Origin of the sequence: Corynebacterium urinipleomorphum (genome assembly GCF_900155535.1) — a bacterium.
Taxonomy (GTDB): Bacteria; Actinomycetota; Actinomycetes; order Mycobacteriales; family Mycobacteriaceae; genus Corynebacterium; species Corynebacterium urinipleomorphum.
Map to the genome: position 1 here is coordinate 235,067 of NZ_LT706963.1, position 24,310 is coordinate 259,376.

A 24,310-nucleotide genomic window follows, 5' to 3' on the forward strand; every position below is an offset into this window, starting at 1 on the left:
TGAACCGGACCGTGGACTCCGGGGCGGGTGTGTCAGCACCCGGATCGGGGATGAGGTTGCGTCCCTTAGTGTGGTGTAACGCTTGCTGATGGTGGGCCCTTGAAAATAGTGGGGCGGCCACCGTCAGTAACCTTTCGACTCAACTACCACATCTCACCGAAAGGCACATGACGATGACCGCTGCTCCGCATTCTATCGACCCGACAACCTATCTGGACGATCTGCTCGCCCAAGCGTCGCCAGATCTAATGCGGCAGATGCTGCAAGGGTTTATCAACCAGATCCTCTCCGCCCAGGCCGACACCGTCTGCGGCGCCGAGTACGGTGTTGCTTCCACCGAGCGGGTCAACCACCGCAACGGGTACCGCCACCGCGATCTGGACACCCGCGTCGGCACGATCGATGTGGCAGTGCCGAAGCTACGCCACGGCGCTTTCTTCCCAGACTGGCTGCTCGAGCGACGCTCACGGGCCGAACGGGCCTTATCGACCGTGATCGCGACGTGCTATCTCAAAGGGGTCTCCACCCGCAGAATGAACGATCTGGTGGCAACACTTGGCATTTCCAACATGTCGAAATCGCAAGTCTCACGGATGTCGGAAGAACTCGACGAGATGGTCGCCGATTTCAAAAACCGTCCACTCGATCCCGGTGGGTACGCCTACCTGTCGTGCGATGCGCTGACGATCAAGGTGCGTGAAGGCGGCCGGGTGGTCAAATGCTGCGTGCTGTTGGCCACCGGGGTCAACGCCGACGGCTACCGCGAAATGCTCGGCATGCACGTCGCCACCGCGGAATCCAACGCATCGTGGAAAGGCTTCTTCCAAGACTTAAAAGCCCGCGGACTTCGCGGTGTCTTCCTGATCACCAGTGACGCTCACGAAGGCATCCAGCACGCCATTGCTGAGGTGCTGCCTGATGCGTCGTGGCAGCGGTGCCGCACCCATTTCGCTAAGAACCTCTACGAGCAGGTCCCGAAAACACAGTGGCCGATGGTCTCAGCGATGTTCCAGACGATCTTCCAGCAACCTGACGCGGCATCCACCTGGGGGCAAGCCCATGAGGTCGTTGATCTGTTGGAACCGAAGTTCCCCCAGGTAGCAACGTACTTAGAGGAATCACTCGATGAGGTGTTGGCGTTTACCGCCGCCCCGAAACCAGTTTGGACGAAGGTGTGGTCGAACAATCCCACAGAACGGTTAAACCGGGAGATCCGCCGGCGCACCGATGTTGTGGGTATCTTCCCGAATCGTGAATCCATCATCCGGCTTGTTGGTGCGGTACTTGCAGAGCAACACGACGATTGGATCCAGCAGAAACGCTACATGTCACTATCCGCACTCGAACAGACCAAACACCTCATGCACCGCACAGGAGACGATCATGGTGAGCAGCACCAGCTAACCGCCTAACCAAACCCCGAACTTCATACCGAGCCGAAAGCACGAACGGCTACACCACTACACGGGACTTGACCCGGGGATGATCGTCTTTGCGCGACGGCGCAGAGTGTTGTAGTCCCCACGCACCGACAGCAGGGCGAGGCGGAGCCGCCACGTCTCACTTGCCGTCTTTATGGGCTTCAATTGGTTCTCGATGAATACCAACTGATCCAGAGACTTCCCCGTCTCCCGGGCGATCCGGATGGCGTGGGCTTGCTTCCGGGTGAACCGGGTTGTGCCGTAGTAGACGGTGTGGACACGCTCCCACTCATCAACAGTGGTGGGTTTGACGCCAGCATCACGAGCAGCCTGACGGTCAAAACCAGCCAGGATGTCCAAAGGACTCGCAACAGAAGCGAGAAACGCGTCAAACGTGTTCATGCCCCACACGCTAAAACCCGCCAACCACGAAGAAAAGGGCACGACCCGGAACCTGTGGATAACCGTCGACGCCGCCGAAGTTATCCACAACCCCCGGTTCCATCAAACAGCGAAACCGCCCCTTGACGTGCGCAAAAGGGCGGTTCCATCCATCGCGAAGAAAAACTAGCGGGCGCGACGGGCGAGGTGCTCGGTGTCGACGATGACGACCGATTTGCCCTCGAGGCGGATCCAACCACGCTGGGCGAAGGTGGCCAGTGCCTTATTCACGGTCTCGCGGGAGGCGCCGACGAGCTGTGCGATTTCTTCCTGGGTCAGGTCGTGGTTGACGCGCAAACCGGAGCCCTCTTGGGTACCGAAGCGGTTAGCCAGCTGGAGCAAGGTTTTGGCTACGCGGCCGGGAACGTCGGTGAAGATGAGGTCCGCAAGGGACGCGTTGGTGCGGCGCAGACGACGGGCGAGAACGCGCAGCAGTTGCTGGGAGATCTCGGGGTGGTCGTTGATCCACGTGCGGAGCATCTCGGAGTCCATGGTGGCGGCTTCGACTTCGGTGACGCACACGGCGGAGGAGGTGCGGGGGCCGGGGTCGAAGATGGAGAGCTCGCCGAACATGTCGGAGGGGCCCATGACGGAGAGGAGGTTCTCGCGTCCGTCGGGGGCGTGACGGGCGAGTTTCACTTTGCCTTCGATGATGATGTAAAGGGTGTCACCGGGTTCACCTTCGTCGAAGATGGTGGTGCCTCGGGAGAATGACTCCGTCTGCATTTGTGAGATCAGGTTGACCACTGCATCGGGGTCTACGCCTTGGAAGATCCCGGCGCGGGCCAGTGTTTCCTGCACGCTTTGCATCGAAGCTCCTTGTCGTCGTGGGCCGTGTGGAGTTGGTCACCGGAGTGGCAGCTCGCGGGCCATGTCACATTTCCCAACCCTATCATCTCGGCTTGGTGCGCCGATCAATTGTTTGCGGCGGAGATGCGATGCGGGTGGTCTCGCGGTCTAGCTGGCGTTCACTGTGGAGATTCGGTGTGGACGACGGCGATTTCGAGGCGTTCCATGCTGACGAGGAAGACGGCCAAAAGCACAGGTGCTAGTAGCGCGAGGAGAATGCTCACCATATCGGCCCAGTATAGTGGACGGCATGTCTGATTCTGCTTCGACGACTCCGCGGCGGTTTCGTCGCCCGGGTTCGCATCCGGCGGCGAAGGGGACGGAGACGGAGTTGGGGCGGACCCGCCGCGCGCGGCGGGTCAATAGGACGCTGGCGGTGATGTTTCCGGATGCGCATGCGGAGTTGGATTTCACGTCGCCGCTTGAGTTGTTGATGGCCACGATGTTGAGTGCGCAGACGACGGATGTGCGGGTCAATCAGGTCACGCCGACGCTTTTTGCGCGCTTTTCGACGGCTGCGGCCTACGCCGCAGCTGACCCCGCCGAGCTGGAGGAGATCATCAAACCGGTCGGGTTCTACCGCGCGAAGGCGGGGCATTTGAAGGGGATCGGGGAGAAGCTCGTGGCTGATTTCGGTGGCGAGGTCCCAGTGGCTGTGGAGGATTTGGTGACTCTGCCGGGGGTGGGCAGGAAGACTGCGCATGTGGTGCGGGGGAATGCGTTCGGGTTGCCGGGGTTGACTGTGGACACGCATTTCCAGCGTCTTGTTCACCGGCTGGGACTGACGGAGGAGAAGGACCCGGTGGCGATCGAGCGTGCTGTGGGGGAGTTGATAGAGAAGCGTGAGTGGACGATGTTCTCCCACCGGATCATTTTTTGCGGTCGCCGTGTGTGCCATGCGCGGAAAGCAGCGTGCGGGGCGTGTCCTCTGGCGTACGATTGCCCGTCGTTCGGCACGGTCGGTCCCATCGAGTGGGAGGATGCGGAGAAGTTGGTGACAGGTCCGGAGCGCGAGCACATCCTCGCGATGTTCGGGGACGGTGAGAAGTGAGGAAGCAGGTTTGGGGGAGTGTCGCGGCGCTAGCGGCCGTGACGGTGCTCGTCGTGGTGGCGGCGGTGGGGTTGCTGCGACCCGCGGATCCTGCGGATCCTGGAGGCCCGGCAAATTCCGCCGGCCAAGCGACCGGGAATTCTGAGACAACGCACCAGGAAGCACAGATGCAGGAGCGTCCGGATTGCCCGGGTCCGGGTGTCGGTGGAGTGGACCTGCCGTGTCTCGGGGGAGAGGACAGCGGGCAAAACCCCCAGGACATCACTGTGGTCAACGTGTGGGCATGGTGGTGCGAGCCGTGCCGGGAGGAGCTGCCGGCGTTCGACGAATTCGCGCGCACGCACCCCGACTACACGGTGGTCGGTGTGCACGCCGACACGAACGCGGCGAATGGAGCGGCTCTGCTGAACGAGCTCGGCATTCAAATGCCCAGCTATCAGGACAGCGAGAATGTTTTTGCCGGAGCGCACGGGTTGCCGGGGGTCGTTCCTGTCACTGTGGTCTTCCGCGGGGAGGAGAAGGTGGGGGTAATGGGGAAGGGTTTTTCGTCGTCAAGCGAAATAGCTCGGGCTGTTGAGGAGGTGCTGTAGGTGGCGAAGTGGCTGGAGAGCTTGGCGGGCGTGCTGTCGGCGCCAGGCAACGCGGCACTGGTGCATTCGATGCAGGGGCACATGCGGCTGGCGTCGCGAAAATCGCGCAGGTCGGCGGTGCTGATGTGCTTCACGGGCGACGCCGATGCGCAGGAGCTGCCTGATGACGCCCAGATTCTGCTCACCCACCGCGCGCCCACGCTGCGGAACCACTCGGGCCAAATGGCGTTTCCGGGCGGGCGGCTCGAACCGGACGACGCGGGACCTGTCGATGCCGCCCTGCGCGAAGCCAACGAGGAAACGGGGCTGGAACCGGACCGTGTGGAGACGCTGGCTGTCCTCGAGCCGATCGCCGTGGGCCCGTCCGGTCACCCGGTGAATCCCGTGCTCGCGTACGCGCAAGATCCCGGTGAAGTGTGGTGTGCGAGCCCAGCGGAGAATGACGATGTCTTCTTCGTCGACCTCGCGCATCTCATCGACCCTGCGAACCGCTTCCGCGTCGCGCGGTTGGGGTGGACGGGCCCTGCCTTCGATGTGAACGGCTACCTGGTGTGGGGTTTCACTGCGTCGCTCCTCGCAGTGATGATCCGTGAAGCTGGGTGGGAAAAGCCGTGGGAGCACAAGGAATCAGTGGATCTGAGGAAGGCGCTGCGCGCGTCGCGTAACGGCGAGGGACACGGGTTTTAGCCGCTGCGGCGCGTAGGGTGGCCTTCCGTGACTGCTCTCATCGTCGACCTCGCGCTTGTGCTGCTGTTCGTGGCGGCGCTCGCGGGCGGTTGGCGCCAGGGTGCTTTCTCCTCGGGTTTCGCGGCGGTGGGTGTCGCTGCGGGGCTCGTCGTGGGGCTCGGCGCGGCGGGGTTGTTGGTGCGCGTGACCGACAGCACCAGCCTGCGCGTGCTGCTTCTGCTGGCCACGGTGGTGCTCTTCGTGGGGGCGGGCAATATCGTCGGCGCGACGGTCGGCTCCGCGCTGCGTGAGAGGCTGCGCACCAAGTCCACTCAGCGCTGGGATTCGGCTGTGGGGTCGCTGCTTCAGCTGCTCATGGCGGTCGTTGTGGTGTGGCTCGTGGCGGTGCCTGTCGCGGCGAATGTCGGAGGCCCGCTCGGTAGCGCGATCCGTGGCTCGCGCGTGTTGGGCGCAATTGACAGGGCTGTTCCCGAGTGGGGCAACAAAGTCCCCGAGCACATTGCACGGCTTATCGACGTCACCGGCCTTCCCCCCTTAGTCTCCCCCTTCCAGGGCGGCGGCGCCGAGGTGGAGGAACCGGACCCGGCGATCGTCGACCAGGCAGTAGTGGATGCGGTGCGCCCTAGCGTCGTGCACGTGCTGGGGGATGCGGAGAGCTGCCGGCGCCGTCTGTCGGGCTCTGGTTTCGTTTCTGCACCGGACTACGTGATCACGAATGCCCACGTCGTGGCAGGAACCGACACGGTGGAATTGGACACGGTTCTGGGCGTGAAGCAAGCGACCGTTGTACTCTACGACCCAGAGGTGGATCTCGCGGTGCTTCACGTCCTCAACTTGGGGCTTGAGCCGCTGAAGTCGGCTCCCGGGATCGCGAGAACCGGCGATAGCGCCATGGTGATGGGCTTTCCAGGCAACGGGCCGTTCACCGTCTCCCCGGTGCGGGTTCGCGAGCGCCTGAACATTTCTGGCCCGGATATCTACGCCACTGGGAGGACCGAGCGCGAGGCATTCACCTTGCGTGGCACGATCCGTCAGGGCAATTCCGGCGGGCCGCTGCTGTCCACGTCGGGCGACGTTCTCGGCGTGGTTTTCGGTGCGGCTGTCGACGGAACTGACACCGGATACGCCCTGACAATCCGCCAGACGGAAGATGTCGTGGGGGATTACGTCGGATTGACGGAGCCCGTGGATACTCAAAGCTGCGTGGCTTAGGCAGGTCCAGGCTCCGTTCGGCCGGGTGCGGGGAGGAATTTCACGAGCTGCTCCACGAATAGTTCTGGGTCCTCGATGTGGGGTGCATTCTTTGTGCCGGGGATCGTCGCTACGTCAAGGGGAGAGGTGAGGCGGCGGGAGGATGCTGCGCTGATTCTCGTCCAGACCGTTTGGGCGGGGTGGATGAGTAGTGCAGGTGCCTCGATGGGTGATGCATTCTTCCGCGGCGAGGCGGTGAGTAAGCGGGTGTTGCGGACGATGCCGCGCAATGCGTTGTCGACTCGTGCAGCCCTGATACGCAGGGACAACGCTTCCTCGAATTCCGGTGTGCCTGCGAATCCGGGCGCAGTGTTGAGAGCTAGTTCCCGGCGCCACACACGCGGAATGAGGGGGGTGCAGAGCTGGTGGAGCCAAATCGGCAGTCTCCCGACAGCGACCCGCGCCAGCATGAAGACGAGTTCCCAGGGGCGGGTGCGCAGGTGCCGGCGGAGGTCCGTGGGGTGCGCGGCTGAGACCGCAACCATGCTTGCGACCCTGTCCGGGTACGTCGAGGCGAACACCCAGGCCAGCGCACCGCCGGTGTCGTGTCCGACGATGTGGGCGCGGTCGTGGTCCAGGGCAGAGATGACACCGTCGATGTCGCCCACAGCAATGAGCGTGGGGTCCCCTGCACGCGCCGGCGGCTTGTCCGACATGCCGTAGCCGCGCATGTCCACCGCTGCGACGTGGAAACCGCGCTCGGCCAGCGGCGCGATGATGCGCCGGTAATCCAGCCACGCGCCGAATGTGCCGTGGATGAGCAGAACCAGCGGATCCTTTGGGTCGCCGGCGACGGCCGCGTGCAGGCGGATGCCGCGGGTATGCAGCAAAACATGCTCGAATGGTCCATCAAGAGCGACGGTCTTTGGGGAAAGGGGTTGAGTGCTCATAACTGGAAAAGCGCCCAGGGTCGCAGTTACGCGTTGCCCTGGGCGCTTGTGTGCACCTGTGAACTGGGGCGGCCCTTAGTTCGCCTTGGTGGAGCCGCCAGCGGCGTAGCCGCCGGGGACCGTGGTGCCGGTGCCGTAGGAGGTGTAGAGCTCCGAAGAGTCCTTCTCCAGGTTCTTCTGAGCCTGGCCCGGGACGAGGTTCTTCAACTCGTTGACGGACTCGATGGTCTTTTCCGGCTTGCCCATGGCCTTGAAACGCTTGATGCCCACGAGGGCGAGAATGCCCGCGGTGATGAGCATGAGCAGGAAGACGATGCCGAAGCCCCATGCGTCGTTGGTCCAGATGGCGATCAGCTTGGCCAGGAAGAAGAAAAAGAAGAAGGAGGAGAACGCCGCGACGACACCTGCGACACCGAGGAGGCCTCCGCCGACGGCAGCCTTCTTGGCTTCTCCGACGACCTCGGTCTTAGCCAGCTCGATTTCACTGCGGACCAGGCTGGACACCTGCTCGGTCGCGTTGGACACCAGGGTGCCCAGGGAGTCGCTGCCCGGCTGCGTCACGTCCGTGTCGCGGAGCGGGATGGAGTCGACCTTTGCCTTGTAGCTGGTCGAGCCGCTGGTGTACAGACCCTTGTCGCTCATTAATCAACCTTCCTCGATGCGCACCGCTTGCGCTGGTGCCGTCAGTTATAACCGATCTTATAGTAACGCACAGCACATTATGCGGTGGTTCTGCCGGTGCCAGTGCGGCCCCGCTGCGCCAACCAGACGCCGAAGGCGGTCAGTGCGGTCACGGTGACCACGACGCCTGCGCCGATGCCGATTTCTTTTGCGCCCGGCGGGTTGAACAGGGGCTCGGGGTTTTTGAAGCTGCGTGTTTCCCAACCATGCTCCGCGGCGTGCTTTTTTAGGCCGCGTTCAGGGTTGACGGCGACGGGGTGGCCGACGAGGGAGAGCATGGGGACGTCGGTAAGCGAATCTGAGTATGCGTAACTTGCGGCGAGATCGTAGCCCCGCTTTTCGACGAGCCCCCGCATCGCCTCCGCCTTCCCCTCCCCTTTGAGGTAGCGGGTGATGGCGCCGGTGAGCGCACCGTCGACGACTTCGACTTCGGTGGCGACGATGGTGTCGATGCCGAGCTCCTCCGCGATGGGTTCCACAAGAAGCGACGCGGAAGCGGAAAGGATCACGATGTCGTGGCCTTGGCCGCGGTGCCAGTCGATGAGTTCGCGGGCCTCACGGTAGATAGCGGGCGTGACCACGATGTTCATCGTTTCTGCGACGACTCGGCGTACGTCGCTGACCGGCCATCCCGCAACCATGTCGGCGAGGCGGTCGCGGGTTGCGTCCATCTTCGAGCTCGACTGGCCGTTGAGCATGTACGAGGTCTTGGTGAGGAACAGCTCGAGAGCTTCGCCGCGCGTGATCATGCCGCTGTCGAGGAACCCGCGGCCGAACGCGAAGGCCGACGAGGTGGCGATGATCGTTTTATCCAGGTCAAAGAACGCCGCCACGCGGTTGTGGGCGTCCGTGTCTGTCATGCGCAATAGCTTACGCTGGCCGTCAAGTGCGCAAGATCGAAGACACATTCGACAGATGCTGTGATTTAGTCGTGGTGTCATTGTGTTCTGTTGTGGCGGTATGCCATAATTACTCGCGCACGGCCCCGATATACAGTGCGGCCGGCCCCGGCCCAATCCCCCCCTGTGGCCGGGTTACGGCGGCCCGCGCACCCCCCGATAGCGCGGGCCGCCCCCTTTTGTCTTCCGGTCGCGCCTTGGTTATCCACAGATGTTTAGTGACGTGTCCGCGAAAACCGGGGTTATCCACAGGCTCGCGTCAGCCCCCTTGAGGCAGCCGCCGCGCTGGGCGATGGTGAAGCCATGACCAGCGAAACTGCACCTATTCTCATCGCCGTCGGGGACGCACTCTTGCACCCGGAGGCCACACATCTCGCCGCGGCGACGGGCCGACCAATCATCGACTCGCAGGGCCCGGACGACCTCGTCCGGCATTATTCACGCGCGTTCGCCGTGCTTATCGACATCGCCCGTGCCCCCGACCTCGATCCCTTACCCCGCCGTGACGGCGTGTTCCTTCTGAGTACTGAGACCAACGGCCTTCAGGAAGTGGACGGAACTGCGGATGCCTTCGTCCTTCCCGCGCAGGCCGCGGACTTGTTGAAAGCGCTGGGCAAGCTCGCCCTCAATGCGCCTCGAAGCGCGGGTTCGTCCCGTTTCGCGTCCTCAGCGGCGAGCGTCGCCGACAGCGGAAGCAGTGGCTTCGGGAGTGTCGGCACGGTTCTGGCTTTCGTCGGGGCCGCTGGTGGCGCGGGGACTTCGACGTTGGCTGCGGCGGTCGCGCGTGCGGCATCGCCTGACGCGCATCCGGTAATTGTGGATGCCCACCGCTATTCAGGTGGCCTAGATCTGCTCTTCGGCGTGGAGGAAGAAGTGGGAGCGCGGTGGGGCGACATCGACATCGGGGAAGGCACTGTCGACCGGACGCAACTACGGCAGGCGCTTCCACAGACAGCGGACGGGATCGCGGTGCTCACCGGAGCCCGCACCACTGTCGCGGCTGCTGCGGGCCGCCCCGGCGGTCTGTCGGCGGAGGTGGACAGGGTGACCACAGTGCTGGGCGCGGGCGGTCTCACCGTGGTGGATGCCCCGCCCAACGCACTTCCGAATAGGTGCGACCACGCCTTCGTTGTCGTTCCAGCGGAGGTAAGGGCAGCGGCGGCAGCTGCATTGATCAGTGCGGAGTGCCGTGCCGCGAACACCCCGGTGTCGCTCGTTCTGCGCCGCCGCGGTTGGTCGGGGTTGAGCACCGAGGAAGTCGAGCGCGTCGCTGGTGCTGATGTCGTCACCGAGGTCAAGCACCTGCCGCGGCTGGTGAAAGAGGCGGAGGTCTCCGGGCTGCCGAAACGCCTGCCCCGCCCGCTTGCGGCGGCAGCGGAAGCAGTGCTGGAGGTGGCCAATGGATAAGGCAGTGATCATGGCGAAAGTGCAGCGGCGCCTCGCCGAGGACCCAGCGCGCAGCACCCCGGCGGAGCTCGCCGCGCTGATCCGGGAGGAAGCGGTGGTGATCAGTGACCTCGACGTACTGGAGATCATGCGGGCGCTGCGCGACGAGACGGTCGGCATCGGTGCACTCGAGCAACTTCTCGCCATCGACGGGGTCACCGACATCTGCGTCAACGGGCCCGACCATATCTTCTTCGACCGCGGACGCGGACTCGAGCGTGCCTCCTTCACACTCGGCGGTGAAGCCGAGGTGAGGCGGCTCGCCACACGCTTGGCAGGCAGTTGCGGGTGCCGCCTCGACGATGCGCGCCCCTACGCTGACGGGCACCTTTCGCGTGACGACGGCACCGTTCTCCGCTTCCACGCCATCCTTTCCCCGACTGCGAACTGCGGGACCTGCATGTCTCTGCGAGTGCTGCACAACAAGACAGCCACCTTGGAGCAGATCCAAGCCTCAGGAGGGGTGGACGGGGAAAGGGCGGGAGTGCTGAAGGGGATCGTCGATAAGCGGAAAGCCTTTCTTGTTGTCGGCGGAACCGGCACGGGCAAGACGACGCTGCTGGCGGCGATGCTGGCGGAGGTCGCCCCGCACGAGCGGATTGTGGCGATCGAGGACACTGTCGAGCTCACGCCCGCGCACCCGCACGTGGTGAACCTGACATCCCGCGGCGCGAATGCGGAAGGTGCGGGTGAGATCACCATTGCCGACCTGCTGCGGCAGGCCCTGCGCATGAGGCCCGACCGGATTGTGGTGGGGGAGATTCGCGGCGCGGAAGTCGTGGACCTGCTCGCCGCGCTGAACACCGGGCACGACGGCGGCGCGGGGACTGTGCACGCGAACTCGATTGAGGAGGTCCCTGCGCGCCTCGAGGCGCTCGCAGTGCTCGGTGGATTGAACCGGGAGGCCCTGCATTCGCAGCTCGCGGCGGCTGTCGATGTCGTCGTGGTCATGCGCCGCGGCCGCGACGGGACACGCCGCGTGCAGCAGATCGGCGTGCTGGAAGGAAACCCCGTCGTGCCGCGTGTGGTTTGGGATGCCGATGCGGGCCCGGCCGACGGCTACGACGCGTTGCTGGATGAACTGGGGGTCCCATGATGGCGCTTGTTCCCCTCTTCGCTGCCGCGGCTCTCGCCGTTCCTCCGGCGCACCCTGCCCGGCGTGTGGGCGTGGCGGGCGAGCCCTTCAACCTCGCCGTGCTGCTCCCCGTCGTGTCTGCGGCCGCGGTGCCGTTCGTGCTGGCCACGGACCGTCTCTTCGTCGTGCTCGCCGCGTGTGCTGCCGGTGCGACAGCGGTGCACACGGTCGTGCGCTCGCGCCGGGCTAAAACGGCGACCGCGCGGCTGGAATCGACTGCCACGTACCTCGGCCACCTCGTCGCCGCCTTGCGCGCCGGGTCCACCGTCGCTGACGCGTGCGCCCGTGCCGTGGACAAGCTCCCCGACGATGCTCCCGCCGACCTCGTCCGCGAACTCGAACGCACCGCCGCCCACGCCCGCCGCGGCGGAAACGGGGCCGCCGTTCTGGCGGACTCGCCTTTCGACGAACTCCGCTCCGTCGCCTCCCTCTGGCTCCTATCCTCCCGCCTCGGCATTCCCATGGCAGACCTGCTGGACAGCGCCCGGTCGCGCATCGACAACGACCTGCGCCACCGTCAAGCCACCACCGCCGCGCTCGCCGGCCCGCGCGCCACCGCCGTTATTCTGTCTGTTCTTCCTCTCGCCGGAATTCTCATGGGGCAGGCAATGGGAGCGCGCCTCTTGGCGCTGCTCACCGGCGGCGGACTGGGAAGCCTCCTGCTGTTCGGCGGGACGCTGCTGGTGTGCGCAGGGTTCTACACCTCTCAACTCATCATCGGGAGGGCCGCCTAATGCTCACTCTTCCCGTCGCACTGTTCCTCGGCGCCGCACTGGCACTGCCCGTCGCGCCGCCGCGCACCCGCCTGACCCCGGAGCCAGCCACACGTGAATCCACCTCGAAGACCCCGCGCGACGGCCCGCCCGACCGGCACCGGATCGCCAGCGACATCGAACTGTTCGCCGCGTGCTTCCGCGCTGGGTTGCCTGTTTCCGCCGCCGCGGGGGCGGTGGCCGACAGCTACGCCTTGAGCACCGGCGAAGGGGAGGTGCTGCCGCCGCTCGCCCAGAAATGGCGGCGTGTGGTGGCCTTTCACGAACTCGGGGTCGAGCCGGAGCGGGCCTGGTCCGCGATGGACGGGGTCCCCGGGTGCGAGGAACTCGCCTCGCTCGTCGCCCTGTCGCACGCGTCCGGTTCAGCTGTCGCCGAGGGGTGCGACCGCATCGTGGCCAAGCTCCGCGAAGACGCCGCCGACGATGCGACCGCCGCCGCCGAACGCGCAGGGGTCCTGATCAGTATTCCGCTCGCCGCATTCTTTCTCCCGGCCTTCTTCGTCCTCGGGCTCGCACCCGTGGTCATCGGCTTGGGATCGGAGATGTTCGGCGGGCAGTAAGGGGGGAACACACAGCAATGACCAGCTACTAGACCTTCACCACCTTCACCCACAACCGACTCTCAACCGCACCAGAAAACTAAGGAGAACAATCATGACCGCAGCAATCAATACACCGATCAATTCCGTGAACGAATTTCTCACCCGTGTCTACATCGAAGCCGCCGCGCGAGCGGCCGCTCTGCGCAGGGATGACGGCATGTCGACGATCGAATACGCAATGGGGAGTCTCGCCGCCGCAGCACTCGCCGCGGTGCTCTACATGGTGATCAACGGCAACGGCGTTGTGGACGCGATCGAGGGAATCATCACCGACGCGCTGTCTAACCGCCCAGCGTAAAGGTCCAGCATGTCACGGCGCATTCCGCTTATCGACGACCACGGTTCCGTCACCATCGAAGCCGCCCTCTCCCTGTCCGTCCTGGTCACAGTGGCGGCGGCGATTGTGGCGGGGATTGCCACCCTGGGGTCCTACATCGCCGCGGTGGACATCGCCGGCGCTGCAGCCCGGTCGCACGCGATCGGGGTGCCGTACGAACCACCCCGCGACGGTGTGACCGTGACCGTCACTGAGCAGGCCGGAGTCGTGCGGGTGACCGCGAAGGTGCCAGCTCCGGTCCGCTCGATGAGCGCCTCCGCGGCATTCCCGGTGGAGGCGCCGTGACGCCGGCTATCTTCTCCGTTCTGCCGCCGGAGGCTGCCGGGCCAGCCTGGCTTCCTCTTCCCGCGAGGTCTTTCCAGCGTGCCCTTCCGGCCCTTCCGGCGTGGCCCGCCCGGCCTGACCCATTCCGCGACGACCGCGGTTACGCCACCGTTTTGTCTGCCGGCATTATCGCCGCGGTGGTGGCGTTAGCTCTGGTAGTCGCGGCAGTGGTGGGCAGGTTAGCAGACTCTCACCGAGCCCAGGTCGCCGCTGACTTAGCGGCGGTCGCCGGGGCGACCGCACTGCACACAGGCGGGGACGCATGCACCGCTGCTCACGAGACTGCGCAGCTCAACCGGGCAGAAGTCGCCGACTGCCGGATCACGGGCAGTGATGTCACTGTCATTGCGACCGCTGGACGCGGGGAGGCAGCAGCGAAGGCGGGACCGATTTAGAACACCAGTTCATGCCCATCCAGGGTGTCGGTGGGCGAAGCGCAGGAAAGACGCGCAATCGCCCAAAGAAAGACGCGCAACCGCGCCGTCACACAGCCATGTCGGCGGTCATCGCGCTCAGGGCCCCCAACAGCTTCAGTGCACCTGCTTTGTCCAGGGGCTGGTTGCCGTTGCCGCACTTCGGGGACTGAACGCAGGAGGGGCAGCCGGCTGCGCAACCGCAGGACTTCACGGCCTCGTAAGTGGCGGAGATCCACTGGTGGAAGCGGGCGTAGCCTTCGTCGGCGAAGCCGGCGCCGCCGGGGTGGCCGTCGTAGACGAACACGGTGGGCAGCATGGTGTCGGAGTGCAGGGCGGTGGACACGCCGCCGATGTCCCATCGGTCGCAGGTGGCTAAAAGGGGGAGGATGCCGATCGCGGCGTGCTCGGCGGCGTGCAGGGTGCCGGGGATGTCGCCGGCGGCGATCCCCATTTTCTCCAGGGCGAGCGGGTCGATGGTGTAGGCCACAGCCCGGGTGAGCAGCTTTTGCTCGGGGAGGTCGAGGGGGATGTGTTCGGAGGTGGTGCCGTCGGCAAGCTTGACTACGTAGCCGGTGACGCGGTCGGTGACTTCGACGTCGACGCTGGCCACCCACAGCCCCGGCGAGGGGTTGCTCCGCGCATGAGCGTCGCCGATGACACGGATGTCGGTCGTGGAGCGCGCCATTGTGCTGTAGTCGGGCACTTCGGGGTGGGCGAGCGCGACGTAGTTGTCCAGGTCGAGTTCGTCGATGATGAAGTATTCGCCCTGGTGGATGTATACGGCGCCGTCGTGAACCTGCGAGGCGGCGCGCGCGGAGTCGACGGTGCCCAGCAGCCGTCCGTCGGTGGCGTCGACGATCATGACCTCCTCGCCGGCCCCGCCGCGCAACGACACAGAGCTGTGCGCGGTTTCCGGCGTGATGTCGCCTGTGAGCTGGGGGACCGCGAACCACCCGCGCGCACGCTTGCGCAGGAGCCCTTCGGCTTCAAGCTTATCGACGACACCCCGCGCCCCCATCCCCTCCACCTCCGCCTCGGTGAGCGGTTTTTCCACTGCGGCGCAATAGATGTGCCCGCGGAGAATGAACGGGTTCGACGGGTTGAACACGCTATTTTCCACCGGCTTGTCCAGCAGGGCTTCGGGGTGGTGGACGAGGTAGGTGTCCATGGGCTCGTCGCGTGCGACCATGACCACCAGGGACGACTGCCCGCGGCGCCCCGCGCGGCCGGCTTGCTGCCGGAAGGACGCCACGGTGCCGGGGAAGCCCGCCATGACCACGGCATCGAGTCCGCCGACGTCGATGCCTAGCTCAAGGGCGTTCGTGGTGGCCATGCCAAGTAAGTCGCCGTTGTCCAGGGCGCGTTCGAGAGCCCGGCGGTCCTCAGCGAGGTAACCGGCGCGGTAGGAGGCGATGCGGCGGGCGAAATCGGCGCGGCCGGCTGCGACAAGGTCTTCGGCGGCGCGCATGGCCACGGTCTCGCTCGCCCGGCGCGACCGCACGAAGGTGAGTGTGCGTGCGCCCGCGGCGACGAGGTCCGCCATCATGGCTCCCGCCTCGGTGGTGGCGGCGCGGCGGACGGGGGCACCGTTCTCGCCCTCAGCACCTTCGATGAATCCGGGTTCCCACAGCGCGTAGGTGCGTTCGCCGGTGGGTGCACCATCCTCGGTCACGGCGGCGACGTCGCGGCCGCACAAACGCTCGGCGTGCGCGGCCGGATCCGCGGCTGTCGCCGAGGCGAAGATGAAGGTCGGTGACGCACCGTAGGCGCGGGCGATCCGGTCCAGACGCCGCAGCACCAGCGCCACGTTCGCCCCGAACACGCCGCGGTAGGTGTGGCATTCGTCGACCACGACATATTTCAGGTGGCGCAAGAACCGCGCCCACCGCACGTGCGAGGACAGGATGCCCGCGTGCAGCATGTCCGGGTTGGTGAAGGCGAAGCGGGTGGTCTCCCGGATCGTCGCCCGTGCTTCGGTGGGGGTGTCTCCGTCGTAGGGGGCGGGGTTCACGCCTTTGGGGCCGGTCAGCAGCGGGTGCCCTTTGATGAGGGAGCTCACAGCCAGCAGCTGGTCCGAACCCAACGCCTTTGTCGGGGTGATGTACACCGCGCAGGCGGTGGGGTCGGTGGCCAAGGTGCTCAGGACCGGCAGCTGGTAGCCGAGTGACTTGCCGGACGACGTGCCTGTGGCCACGACGACATCTCGTCCGGACCACGCTAGGTCAGCGCATTCGCGCTGGTGGATGAACAGGCGGGGGATGCCGGCGTCGATGAGCCTCTCCCGCAGGTCGGCGTCCACCCACTCGGGCCATTCGGCTGTTCGTGAGGGGCGGGCGGGCACCGTGCGCACGTGGGTGAGGGTGCCGGAGGGGAGGGCGCGGGTGAGGCCGTCGATAAGCTCGCCAGCGAAGCCGGGGGTTCCTCCGTGCGCCATGCGATCTCCTTCCCGCGGAATCCAGGTCCGACGTAAAAGGATAAATCATGGCAAGATAATCAGTGGTCGCAGATTTTGTGTGCGCCTTTCACGGGGTGCTCGCGAGTTTTGCCAGCACGACCGGAAAGACCGGCACCCGCCGGAAAATACGAAAGGTTTTAATCGCAATGGCTACTGGAACAGTGAAGTGGTTCAACGCCGAGAAGGGCTTCGGCTTCATCGCCCCGGACGACGGCTCCGCCGACGTTTTCGTCCACTACTCGGAGATTCAGGGCAGCGGCTTCCGCACCCTCGAGGAGAATCAGCAGGTTGAATTCGAGATCGGTGAAGGCAGCAAGGGCCCGCAGGCGCAGCAGGTCCGCGCACTCTAATTCCTAAACGCACTGAACCCCGGTTTCTCCGACGTGGAGGAGCCGGGGTTCTCAATTGGCAGAAGCGCCGCGCGAGATCCCTTTAGACGGCGGACACTCCGCGCCGCACGTCGTTCCACTCCGCCATGTTCTGCTGCAGTTTCTGGATGCCCAGGCCGACCAGGGATCCGAGGATCACGCCGACGACCATGGCCAGGAGGGGGTAGTCGGACATGATCGCGCCGCCGATGTACCCCACGCCCACACCGATGGTGACCCAGAGCAGAACGCCGATGGTGTCGTAGAGGAAGAAAAGGAACCAGTTGTAACGGACGGACCCGAGCACGATGGTGGCCACCCACCGGGCCCAGGGCAAGAAGCGGGCCACAATGATGGTCACGCCGGCGCGCTTGTTCATGTTGGAGCGCACCCACTCGATGGTCTTTCCGGCCCGGGAATCTGGGTCGAGTTGGTTGACCACCCGGATGAGGCGGCCGCCCAGCATGAAGCACAGGTTGTCGCCGATGAGCGCACCGATCGCGGCGGCGGCGAAGATCCAGCGGATATCAGGTACCCCCTGGGAGCCGGAGAACGCGCCGGAGAGGTTCAACACAGTCTCGGACGGCACGAGGGGGCAGAGCGCGTCGAGGGTGATGAGCAGGCTCAACAACGGGTAGAACACCGGCGTGGTCATGAGCTGCTCCAAGAACCCGACCAGCGAGTCCACTACTTCTGTCACAGCTGCCGTCCTTCCCGTGTCGCGCCAGTGAGTCCGGCACACACCAGACTCGACCTCTTGCGGAAAGTGTAGTGGGGCGGGAGGGGGTGGGGGAGGGCAGTGTTAACGTCGATAAGCGAAAAAGCGCTACCCCTCGTTTACGCGGCCGTGAAATTAGTGGTAGTTGTCTTTGAGAGAATCGTTGACGCGAATATTTAAGGAGTCACCCGGCGTGGCTGAGCAGAACGGACAGGGCAAGACCCTGGTCATTGTGGAGTCGCAGACGAAGGCGAAGAAGATCCAGAAGTACCTGGGCGACGACTACTTCGTCGAGGCGTCTGTGGGCCACATCCGCGATCTTCCCGGCCGCGCCGCGGACATTCCCGCGAAGTACAAGAAGGAACCGTGGGCGAAGCTCGGCGTGAACCCGGAGGCGGAGTTCCAGCCGATTTACGTAGTTAGCACCGACAAGAAGAAGAAGGTCGCCGACCTCAAAGACAAGCTGAAGAAGAGCGACAAGCTGCTGCTCGCCACAGACCCGGACCGCGAGGGCGAAGCGATTGCGTGGCACTTGCTCGAGGTGCTCAAGCCGAAGGTGCCGGTGGAGCGCATGGTGTTCAACGAGATCACTGAGTCCGCGATCAAGGAAGCCGCGGAGAATACGCGCGAGCTGGACATGGACCTCGTGGACGCGCAGGAAACGCGCCGCATCCTCGACCGCTTGTACGGCTACGAGGTGTCCCCCGTGCTGTGGAAGAAGGTCATGCCGCGCTTGTCCGCGGGCCGTGTCCAGTCCGTGGCCACCCGCGTCATCGTGGAGCGCGAACGCGAGCGCATGGCGTTCATCTCCGCGGAGTACTGGGACCTCACCGCTAAGCTCGCCCGCGACGCCGAGACATTCGACGCAAAGCTCACGCTTATCGACGGCTCCCGCATCGCCCAGGGCAAAGACTTCGACGACCGCGGAAAGCTCAAAAACGACGAGCTCGTGGTGGTCGACGAGCAGGATGCCCGCGCGCTGGCCGATGCCCTGACCGGCCAGGACCTGACGGTGACCAATGTGGTGTCTAAGCCGTACACCCGCCGGCCGTACCCGCCGTTCATGACGTCGACGCTGCAGCAGGCAGCCGGCGCGAAGCTGCACTTCACCTCGGCACGCACCATGCGTATCGCGCAGCGCCTGTACGAGAACGGCCACATCACCTATATGCGTACGGACTCGACCTCGCTGTCCAAGCAGGGACTCGACGCCGCCCGCAACGCAGCGCGCGAGCTCTACGGTGCGAACTACGTCACCGACTCCCCGCGCCGCTACGACCGCAAGGTGAAGAACTCCCAGGAGGCGCACGAGGCGATCCGCCCCGCAGGCGAGCGGTTCGCCACCCCCGGTGAGCTGGCCCGCGCCCTCGACGCCGAGGAATTCAAGCTCTACGAACTGATCTGGCAGCGCACCGTGGCCTCCCAGATGGAAGATGCCCGCGGCACCTCCGTCACCGCCACCATCGCAGGTCAGGCGACCAGCGGCGAGAACGTCGAACTGTCTGCCTCCGGCCGCACCGTCACGTTCCCTGGCTGGTTGCGCGCCTACTCGGACACGCAAGACAACAAGGAAAAGCACCTGCCACAGCTCGCGGAGGGTGATGCCCTTGTCGCCCGCGAGGTCTCCGCCGACGGCCACTCCACCAACCCGCCGGCCCGCTACACCGAGGCCAGCCTGGTGAAGAAGATGGAGGACTTGGGCATTGGTCGCCCGTCGACGTATGCGTCGATCATCAAGACCATCCAGGACCGCGGCTACGTCGCCCCGCGCGGCAACGCGCTTGTGCCCACGTGGGTGGCGTTTTCCGTCGTGGGTCTCATGGAGCAGAACTTCGACGCGCTGGTGGACTACGAATTCACCTCGTCGATGGAGGACGAGCTCGACGAGATCGCCCAGGGCAACGAGAACCGCACGCAGTGGCTCACCGGCTTCTACTTCGGCGACGCCGACGCCGACGAGTCCACCGCCGAGGCCATCGCGCGCCGGGGCGGGTTGAAGTCCATCATCGAGAGCAACCTCGAGTCCATCGACGCCCGCCGCGTGAACTCGCTGGAGCTGTTCCGCGACGACGAGGACCGCCCCGTTTATGTCCGCGTCGGCCGCTACGGCCCGTACCTCGAGCGACAGGTGGGAGTGAGCGCCGAAGGCGAGCCGGAATACCAGCGCGCCAACCTGCCCGAGTCCACCACCCCGGACGAGGTCACCGCGGAGATGGCCGAGAAGCTCTTCGCCACCCCGCCGACCGGACGCGAACTAGGCCCCAACCCCGCGACCGGACGCACCGTCGTGGCCAAGGAAGGCCGCTACGGCCCGTACGTCACCGAGCTCGTGCGCGAGGACGAGCGCGCCACCGCCGAAGCCCGCGCCGAGGAGATCATCGCCTCCGAGCGCGCCGAGGAGGATGCCCAGCGCGCCGCCGAGGGCAAGCGCGCCAAGAACTGGGAGACCAAGACGGCCACGGCCGCAAAGGAAAAGCGGATCGAGCAGCTTATCGACGAACAGCTCAAGCCCGCCACCGCCTCCCTCTTCTCCTCTATGGAGCCGTCCTCCGTGACACTGGACGAGGCGCTGCAGCTACTCAGCCTGCCCCGCGAGGTCGGTGAAGACCCCGCCGACGGCGAGATGATCACCGCCCAGAACGGCCGCTACGGCCCGTACCTGAAGAAGGGGAATGACTCCCGTTCCCTGGCCAACGAGGACCAGATCTTCTCCATCACGCTGGATGAGGCCCGCCGCATCTACGCCGAACCGAAGCGCCGCGGCCGCGCCGCCGCCAAGCCGCCGCTGAAGATGCTCGGCGACAACGATGTCTCCGGTAAGCCGATGACGGTCAAGGATGGCCGCTTCGGCCCGTACGTCACCGACGGGGAGACCAACGCCTCCCTTCAGCGCGGCGACACCCCGGAGACCATGACCGACCAGCGCGCCAACGAGCTGCTGTCTGCCCGCCGTGCCCGCGAAGCGGAGGACGGCGCAGGCGGCGGCGCCAAGAAGGCCACCAAGAAACGGACGGCGAAGAAGACAGCCAAGAAGACTGCGAAGAAGGCCGCCAAGAAAGCGGCGAAGAAGACTGCTAACAAGCCGGCGCAGACGACGAAGCGCGTGGTCAAGGCAGGCTCCCGCAAGAAGTAGCGCCGTCAGTGCGCTGACGGACGTCGACCTGCTCCCCGGATCCAACCCAGGGAGCAGGTTTGCCTTTTAGGTCCCGGGGGCGGCAAAAGACCAGGTGGCGCTTCGTCGAAAAGCGCAAAAGGCAAACCACAAAAGGTAAACGTCCTTCGACCCTGCGCGTGGGCGCGGACTTAGTACTTGTCCGCCATGGTCGCGCGCACGGGGCGGGCGAGCTGCGTCATCTTGTTGCGGCCGCGCAGCTCGATCGACTTCATCACGGTCCAGCGGGCCTTCTCCACCTCGTTGGCGCCCTTGAGCGTGGACAGGTTGGTCAGCACGCGGCCGGGGGAGTCCTTGGCCAGCTCCGTGAGGCGGGCGGCGGTGTTCACGGCGTCGCCGATCACGGTGTACTCGAAACGGTCCTGGCCGCCGATGTGTCCAGCGACGACGTGGCCGGAAGCGACTCCGATGCCCGCGTCGAGTTCGAGGCCCCGCAGGTCTTGGCGCAGCTCGCGGGCGGCCTGGAGCGCGTGGGAGGTGGAGTCGTTGACCGCCAGCGGTGCGCCGAAGACAGCGAGTGCCGCGTCGCCCTCGAATTTGTTGATCACGCCTTTATTGCGGTGGACGACATCTACGACGATCTCGAAGAACGCGTTCAGTGCGTCCACGACCTCTTCTGGCGAGTGGTTCACGGCGAAGTTGGTGGAACCGATGACATCGATGAAGACGACGGCGACCTTGCGGTCTTCGCCGCCGAGCTCTGGCTGCTCCTCGAGGGCCTTCTGGGCGACTTCGCTGCCCACGTACTGGCCGAAGATGTCGCGGACGCGCTGGCGCTCGTTGAGGCCTCGCATCATCTCGTTGAAGCCCGCTTGGAGGACACCGAGCTCAGAGGCGTCGTAAATATCCACCTGGGTGTCGGTCTCACCGCGGCGCACCCGGTTGATGGCTTCCTGCAGTTCCTTGATCGGGTCGACGACGCTCATGGTGGCAAATGCTGTGCCGGCCATGCCGGTGACGATAGCGGTCAAAGCCAACGCGGAGACCGACGGCATCAGCTCGCCCGGGGTGTTGTCGAAGAAGCCGTTGCTCTGGGCGGCGAGAAGCAGCAGGATGCCGATAAGCGGTACACCTGATGTCATGAACCACGTCATGTACAGCCGCTGTTTGATCGGCGGTTCCAGGGTGGTGTCCGCGAATCGTTGCGACAGGGTGTCGGCGGCGATCGGCCGGACCAGGCGCTCCGCCTGCACGTAGGTGAGCACGCAGGTGACCAGGCCGGCCATGAGCGTAGATACTCCCACCACGAGCGCCAGGCTTGGGGTGGTGCGCGACGCAGCGGCGGTGGCGATGATGATGCCGATGAACCAGATGATGGCCACCACGAGCGTCTGCAGGACAGGGATGCGCAGGACGAGGTTGCGCACCACGTACGGGTCGACGTCGTCCGGGCGGCGTTGATAGAGCAAAACCGATCTGAACAGGGCGTACGAAACGACACCGCCGACGATCACCGCGAAGATCAGGTAGACAATTCCGACCGGGGCGAAACCCGCCGCGATCTTGCCCAGTTGACGCGCCTCCGGCATCGGGATGAGGTACCGGACGAACGCCATGATCGCGATCGCGCTAGCCACATTCGTGAATAGCAGGACAGAAGCGTACAGCGGCCATGGGGTGCCCATGAGCCAGCGGAAGCCCTGCCAAAATCTGTTCACGCTGCCTTACTTTACGTGTCCCGTCAACGTCGTTGTCCCAATACTGTCGATACTGTCTCCGAGCCGCGTCTGTGTCCACGGCCCCAGTAGGCTAGAGCGCGTGACTAGCCCGACTTCGCAGACCCGCAGCCCGCACGTTGCGCCGCGGAGCGTGTCCGAACGGCTCGCGGATATTCCCACGGTGCGGTCCGTGATCATGTCTGCCGCCGCGGCCGCGCGCGGGGTGGAGGGCGCGGACCCGCACGCGATGACACACTCGTGGCTGTTCACGGGGCCGCCAGGGGCGGGGCGGTCGACGACGGCGCTGGCGTTCGCCGCGGCACTCATGTGCACGGACCCGGAGGAGATCGGGTGCGGGCGGTGCCAAGCATGCCGGGACGCGTTGACCGGTTCGCATACGGACGTGGTGCACGTCGTGCCGCAGGAGCTGGGCATCAAGGTGGACACCGTCCGTGGGATCATTCAACAGGCTGCGCGGTTGCCGTCCGTGGGCAAGTGGCGGGTCGTCGTCATCGATGACGCGGACCGCTTTTCCGCGGCCGCGGCCGACGCCTTCCTCAAAACCGTCGAAGAGCCGCCAGAATCCACCGTGATCATCATGTGTGCCCCGTCCACAGATCCGGAGGATTTCTCCACCACGCTGCGGTCGAGGTGCAGGCATGTGTATATCCCGGCGCCGTCGACAAGCGAGATCGTGCGTTTGCTGGTGAGTGAGGAAGGTGCCTCCGAAAGCGACGCGCGGCTCGCGGCGGCGACGTCGCTGCACCATGTGGGGCGTGCGCGGAGGCTGGTGAAAAGTGAGGCAGCACAGCGCCGGCGTGCTAGCGCGATTAACCTAGCTGAACTGGTCTTTCACGGCGACCAAGCCTTCCAAGCTGTGGCGACACTCGTGAAATCTGCCGACGCTGAAGCGAAGGATGCCTACGCTCAAGCCGACGAGGAGGAGCGGGAGAAACTCGAGAATGCGCTCGGCATGGGCGCGAAAGGAAAAGGTGCGGCGCGTGCGCTGAAAGGTGCGTCCGGGTCGCTTAAGGAGCTCGAAGCCAAGCAGAAAGCGCGCGGCACGAGGCGGCTTCGCGACGTCCTCGATCTCACCCTCGTCGACCTCGCCGGCATCTACCGCGACGCCATGGTCATCGGCGCTGACAGCGGCCTCGAGCTCATCCACCCCGACTACGAAGGCCTGGCCCGCGAGATCGCTGGCCGCGTCGGCTTGGCGGGGTTGACCGAATGCCTCGACGCGATCGCCCAATGCCGCGAGCGCCTCGACCAATCCGTGTTGCCCGTGATCGCCTTCAACGGCATGCTCGGCCGCATCCGGAAAGCGTGCAACGCCACGTGATCGGGCGGTTCCATGGCGCAGCCACCTGCGATTTTTGTGCGGGCACGGTCGTCGATTAAGCTATCCGATCGGAACACGTCGCGCATGTCTGCGCGCGGATCCTGCCGCCTTAGCTCAGTCGGTAGAGCATCTCACTCGTAATGAGAAGGTCGCGAGTTCGATTCTCGCAGGCGGCTCCACAAAAACCCCAGCTAGAACAGCGTTTTAGCTGGGGCTTCACTGTTATTTCTTCTGGTTTAGGCGGTAGTACACCTGGCGGCGCACATGCGCGACCACGTCGCCATCCTCGTCGACGATGTCCACTTCGAACCAGTGGAGGTATTTCTCACCGTCCTTGGTTTTCTCTTTGATCAGCTCGTAAGTCTCATCGGGGATGCGCATGTCGGCGGTGATCTTGCCGCGGCCGGGTTTGATGAACTGGATTTTGCCAGCGACGTCCCAGATCTTGTAGTCCTTGCCCAGGCGGTGCATGGAGGCGAGCATGAAGAACGGGTCGGTCATGGCGGACATGGTTCCGCCGAATGCGACACCCATGGCGTTCTTGGTCAGCATGTTCGGCCTATGAGTGACCACGACGCGGGTGCCGTCGTCGGTGAATTCCTTGATCTTCACGCCGGCACCGAGCAGCGGGGGCCAGAACTGCATGAAGTTTTTGAGTTGGCGTGCCGAAAAGTGAGCCAATGGTTGCTCCTAAGCAAGTCGGGGAAGTAGTTGTGCGGTGACGGCGGCTCAGTGGACGCGGTGCGCGTCTTATGAGCTAGATCACAGACCTAGCCAACTATACCCGCGGGCCGGGCACGAATT

General features: G+C 65.0%; 24 protein-coding genes and 1 tRNA gene. 16 read left to right on the forward strand and 9 right to left on the reverse strand.

All coding sequences use genetic code 11. The features are described from left to right. Positions 1–173: 173 nt before the first annotated feature. The gene (locus CZ338_RS03990; protein ID WP_204211789.1) at positions 174–1,412 is read left to right on the forward strand and encodes an IS256 family transposase; all 1,239 of its coding nucleotides are present in this window, start codon (positions 174–176) and stop codon (positions 1,410–1,412) included. A gap of 48 nt (positions 1,413–1,460) precedes the next feature. Here the strand turns inward: CZ338_RS03990 and CZ338_RS03995 are convergent, their stop codons facing one another. Together CZ338_RS03995 and glxR are read right to left on the reverse strand one after the other, a co-directional pair. Continuing rightward, positions 1,461–1,823 carry a hypothetical protein gene (locus CZ338_RS03995; RefSeq protein ID WP_143341251.1) on the reverse strand — a complete coding sequence of 121 codons (363 nt, stop codon included), beginning with the start codon at positions 1,821–1,823 and terminating at the stop codon, positions 1,461–1,463. Positions 1,824–1,988: 165 nt separating this feature from the next. After that, on the reverse strand, positions 1,989–2,672 hold the full coding sequence (glxR, locus tag CZ338_RS04000) for a CRP-like cAMP-activated global transcriptional regulator GlxR (protein ID WP_087117012.1): 684 nt from the start codon (positions 2,670–2,672) through the stop codon (positions 1,989–1,991). Between the two features lie 289 nt (positions 2,673–2,961). Between glxR and nth the strand changes: the two genes are divergently transcribed. From nth to CZ338_RS04020, 4 genes are read left to right on the forward strand one after another with little or no spacing between them, the layout of a single operon-like run. Continuing rightward, positions 2,962–3,762: an endonuclease III gene (gene nth / locus CZ338_RS04005; RefSeq protein ID WP_087117277.1), complete on the forward strand. Its 801-nt coding sequence runs from the start codon at positions 2,962–2,964 to the stop codon at positions 3,760–3,762. Beyond that, entirely contained in the window at positions 3,759–4,352 is a 594-nt protein-coding gene (locus CZ338_RS04010) for a TlpA family protein disulfide reductase (RefSeq protein ID WP_087117013.1), read from the forward strand. Before nth ends, CZ338_RS04010 begins: the two co-directional genes overlap by 4 nt. Further along, positions 4,353–5,039 (forward strand): NUDIX hydrolase, encoded by a 687-nt coding sequence (locus CZ338_RS04015; protein ID WP_235839430.1) that lies wholly within the window; start codon positions 4,353–4,355, stop codon positions 5,037–5,039. Positions 5,040–5,066: 27 nt separating this feature from the next. Next, positions 5,067–6,251: a MarP family serine protease gene (locus CZ338_RS04020; protein WP_235839431.1), complete on the forward strand. Its 1,185-nt coding sequence runs from the start codon at positions 5,067–5,069 to the stop codon at positions 6,249–6,251. Here the strand turns inward: CZ338_RS04020 and CZ338_RS04025 are convergent. From CZ338_RS04025 to CZ338_RS04035, 3 genes are all read right to left on the reverse strand, one after another. Continuing rightward, the gene (locus CZ338_RS04025) at positions 6,248–7,180 is read right to left on the reverse strand and encodes an alpha/beta fold hydrolase (protein WP_087117014.1); all 933 of its coding nucleotides are present in this window, start codon (positions 7,178–7,180) and stop codon (positions 6,248–6,250) included. The genes CZ338_RS04020 and CZ338_RS04025 overlap by 4 nt on opposite strands. A gap of 75 nt (positions 7,181–7,255) precedes the next feature. After that, the gene (locus CZ338_RS04030) at positions 7,256–7,822 is read right to left on the reverse strand and encodes a phage holin family protein (protein ID WP_087117015.1); all 567 of its coding nucleotides are present in this window, start codon (positions 7,820–7,822) and stop codon (positions 7,256–7,258) included. 77 nt (positions 7,823–7,899) lie between these two features. Then, complete coding sequence (locus CZ338_RS04035) at positions 7,900–8,721, reverse strand: HAD family hydrolase (RefSeq protein WP_087117016.1); 822 nt, start codon at positions 8,719–8,721, stop codon at positions 7,900–7,902. Positions 8,722–9,063: 342 nt separating this feature from the next. Here CZ338_RS04035 and CZ338_RS04040 point away from each other — a divergent pair, with 342 nt between their 5' ends. The 7 genes from CZ338_RS04040 (at position 9,064) to CZ338_RS04070 (ending at position 13,772) form a co-directional block, all read left to right on the forward strand. Next, a complete protein-coding gene (locus CZ338_RS04040) occupies positions 9,064–10,167 on the forward strand; it encodes a hypothetical protein (RefSeq protein ID WP_087117017.1) in 1,104 nt (367 codons plus the stop codon). After that, complete coding sequence (locus tag CZ338_RS04045; protein WP_087117018.1) at positions 10,160–11,302, forward strand: TadA family conjugal transfer-associated ATPase; 1,143 nt, start codon at positions 10,160–10,162, stop codon at positions 11,300–11,302. The genes CZ338_RS04040 and CZ338_RS04045 overlap by 8 nt, the downstream gene beginning before the upstream one ends. Continuing rightward, on the forward strand, positions 11,299–12,075 hold the full coding sequence (locus tag CZ338_RS04050) for a type II secretion system F family protein (protein ID WP_087117019.1): 777 nt from the start codon (positions 11,299–11,301) through the stop codon (positions 12,073–12,075). The genes CZ338_RS04045 and CZ338_RS04050 overlap by 4 nt, the downstream gene beginning before the upstream one ends. Beyond that, positions 12,075–12,674 carry a type II secretion system F family protein gene (locus CZ338_RS04055; RefSeq protein WP_087117020.1) on the forward strand — a complete coding sequence of 200 codons (600 nt, stop codon included), beginning with the start codon at positions 12,075–12,077 and terminating at the stop codon, positions 12,672–12,674. The genes CZ338_RS04050 and CZ338_RS04055 overlap by 1 nt, the downstream gene beginning before the upstream one ends. A 94-nt stretch (positions 12,675–12,768) precedes the next feature. Then, entirely contained in the window at positions 12,769–13,014 is a 246-nt protein-coding gene (locus tag CZ338_RS11225) for a DUF4244 domain-containing protein (RefSeq protein WP_087117021.1), read from the forward strand. 9 nt (positions 13,015–13,023) lie between these two features. Further along, complete coding sequence (locus tag CZ338_RS04065) at positions 13,024–13,338, forward strand: hypothetical protein (RefSeq protein WP_087117022.1); 315 nt, start codon at positions 13,024–13,026, stop codon at positions 13,336–13,338. Then, the gene (locus CZ338_RS04070; RefSeq protein ID WP_328588354.1) at positions 13,335–13,772 is read left to right on the forward strand and encodes an Rv3654c family TadE-like protein; all 438 of its coding nucleotides are present in this window, start codon (positions 13,335–13,337) and stop codon (positions 13,770–13,772) included. The genes CZ338_RS04065 and CZ338_RS04070 overlap by 4 nt, the downstream gene beginning before the upstream one ends. A gap of 88 nt (positions 13,773–13,860) precedes the next feature. Here the strand turns inward: CZ338_RS04070 and CZ338_RS04075 are convergent, their stop codons facing one another. Then, the gene (locus CZ338_RS04075) at positions 13,861–16,227 is read right to left on the reverse strand and encodes a DEAD/DEAH box helicase (RefSeq protein WP_087117023.1); all 2,367 of its coding nucleotides are present in this window, start codon (positions 16,225–16,227) and stop codon (positions 13,861–13,863) included. Positions 16,228–16,394: 167 nt separating this feature from the next. Here CZ338_RS04075 and CZ338_RS04080 point away from each other — a divergent pair, with 167 nt between their 5' ends. Continuing rightward, positions 16,395–16,598 (forward strand): cold-shock protein, encoded by a 204-nt coding sequence (locus CZ338_RS04080; RefSeq protein WP_076598122.1) that lies wholly within the window; start codon positions 16,395–16,397, stop codon positions 16,596–16,598. 82 nt (positions 16,599–16,680) lie between these two features. Here CZ338_RS04080 and CZ338_RS04085 read toward each other — a convergent pair whose 3' ends face one another. Further along, on the reverse strand, positions 16,681–17,316 hold the full coding sequence (locus CZ338_RS04085) for a DedA family protein (RefSeq protein WP_087117024.1): 636 nt from the start codon (positions 17,314–17,316) through the stop codon (positions 16,681–16,683). A gap of 211 nt (positions 17,317–17,527) precedes the next feature. Here CZ338_RS04085 and topA point away from each other — a divergent pair, with 211 nt between their 5' ends. Next, on the forward strand, positions 17,528–20,467 hold the full coding sequence (gene topA / locus CZ338_RS04090; RefSeq protein ID WP_087117025.1) for a type I DNA topoisomerase: 2,940 nt from the start codon (positions 17,528–17,530) through the stop codon (positions 20,465–20,467). 170 nt (positions 20,468–20,637) lie between these two features. Here topA and CZ338_RS04095 read toward each other — a convergent pair whose 3' ends face one another. Next, the gene (locus CZ338_RS04095) at positions 20,638–22,164 is read right to left on the reverse strand and encodes an adenylate/guanylate cyclase domain-containing protein (RefSeq protein WP_087117026.1); all 1,527 of its coding nucleotides are present in this window, start codon (positions 22,162–22,164) and stop codon (positions 20,638–20,640) included. A gap of 196 nt (positions 22,165–22,360) precedes the next feature. Here CZ338_RS04095 and CZ338_RS04100 point away from each other — a divergent pair, with 196 nt between their 5' ends. Then, entirely contained in the window at positions 22,361–23,506 is a 1,146-nt protein-coding gene (locus CZ338_RS04100) for a DNA polymerase III subunit delta' (protein ID WP_235839460.1), read from the forward strand. Positions 23,507–23,609: 103 nt separating this feature from the next. Beyond that, positions 23,610–23,685: transfer RNA gene (locus CZ338_RS04105), tRNA-Thr, on the forward strand. Between the two features lie 43 nt (positions 23,686–23,728). Here CZ338_RS04105 and CZ338_RS04110 read toward each other — a convergent pair. Next, positions 23,729–24,187 carry a PaaI family thioesterase gene (locus tag CZ338_RS04110; protein ID WP_087117028.1) on the reverse strand — a complete coding sequence of 153 codons (459 nt, stop codon included), beginning with the start codon at positions 24,185–24,187 and terminating at the stop codon, positions 23,729–23,731. Between the last annotated feature and the right edge of the window lie 123 nt (positions 24,188–24,310).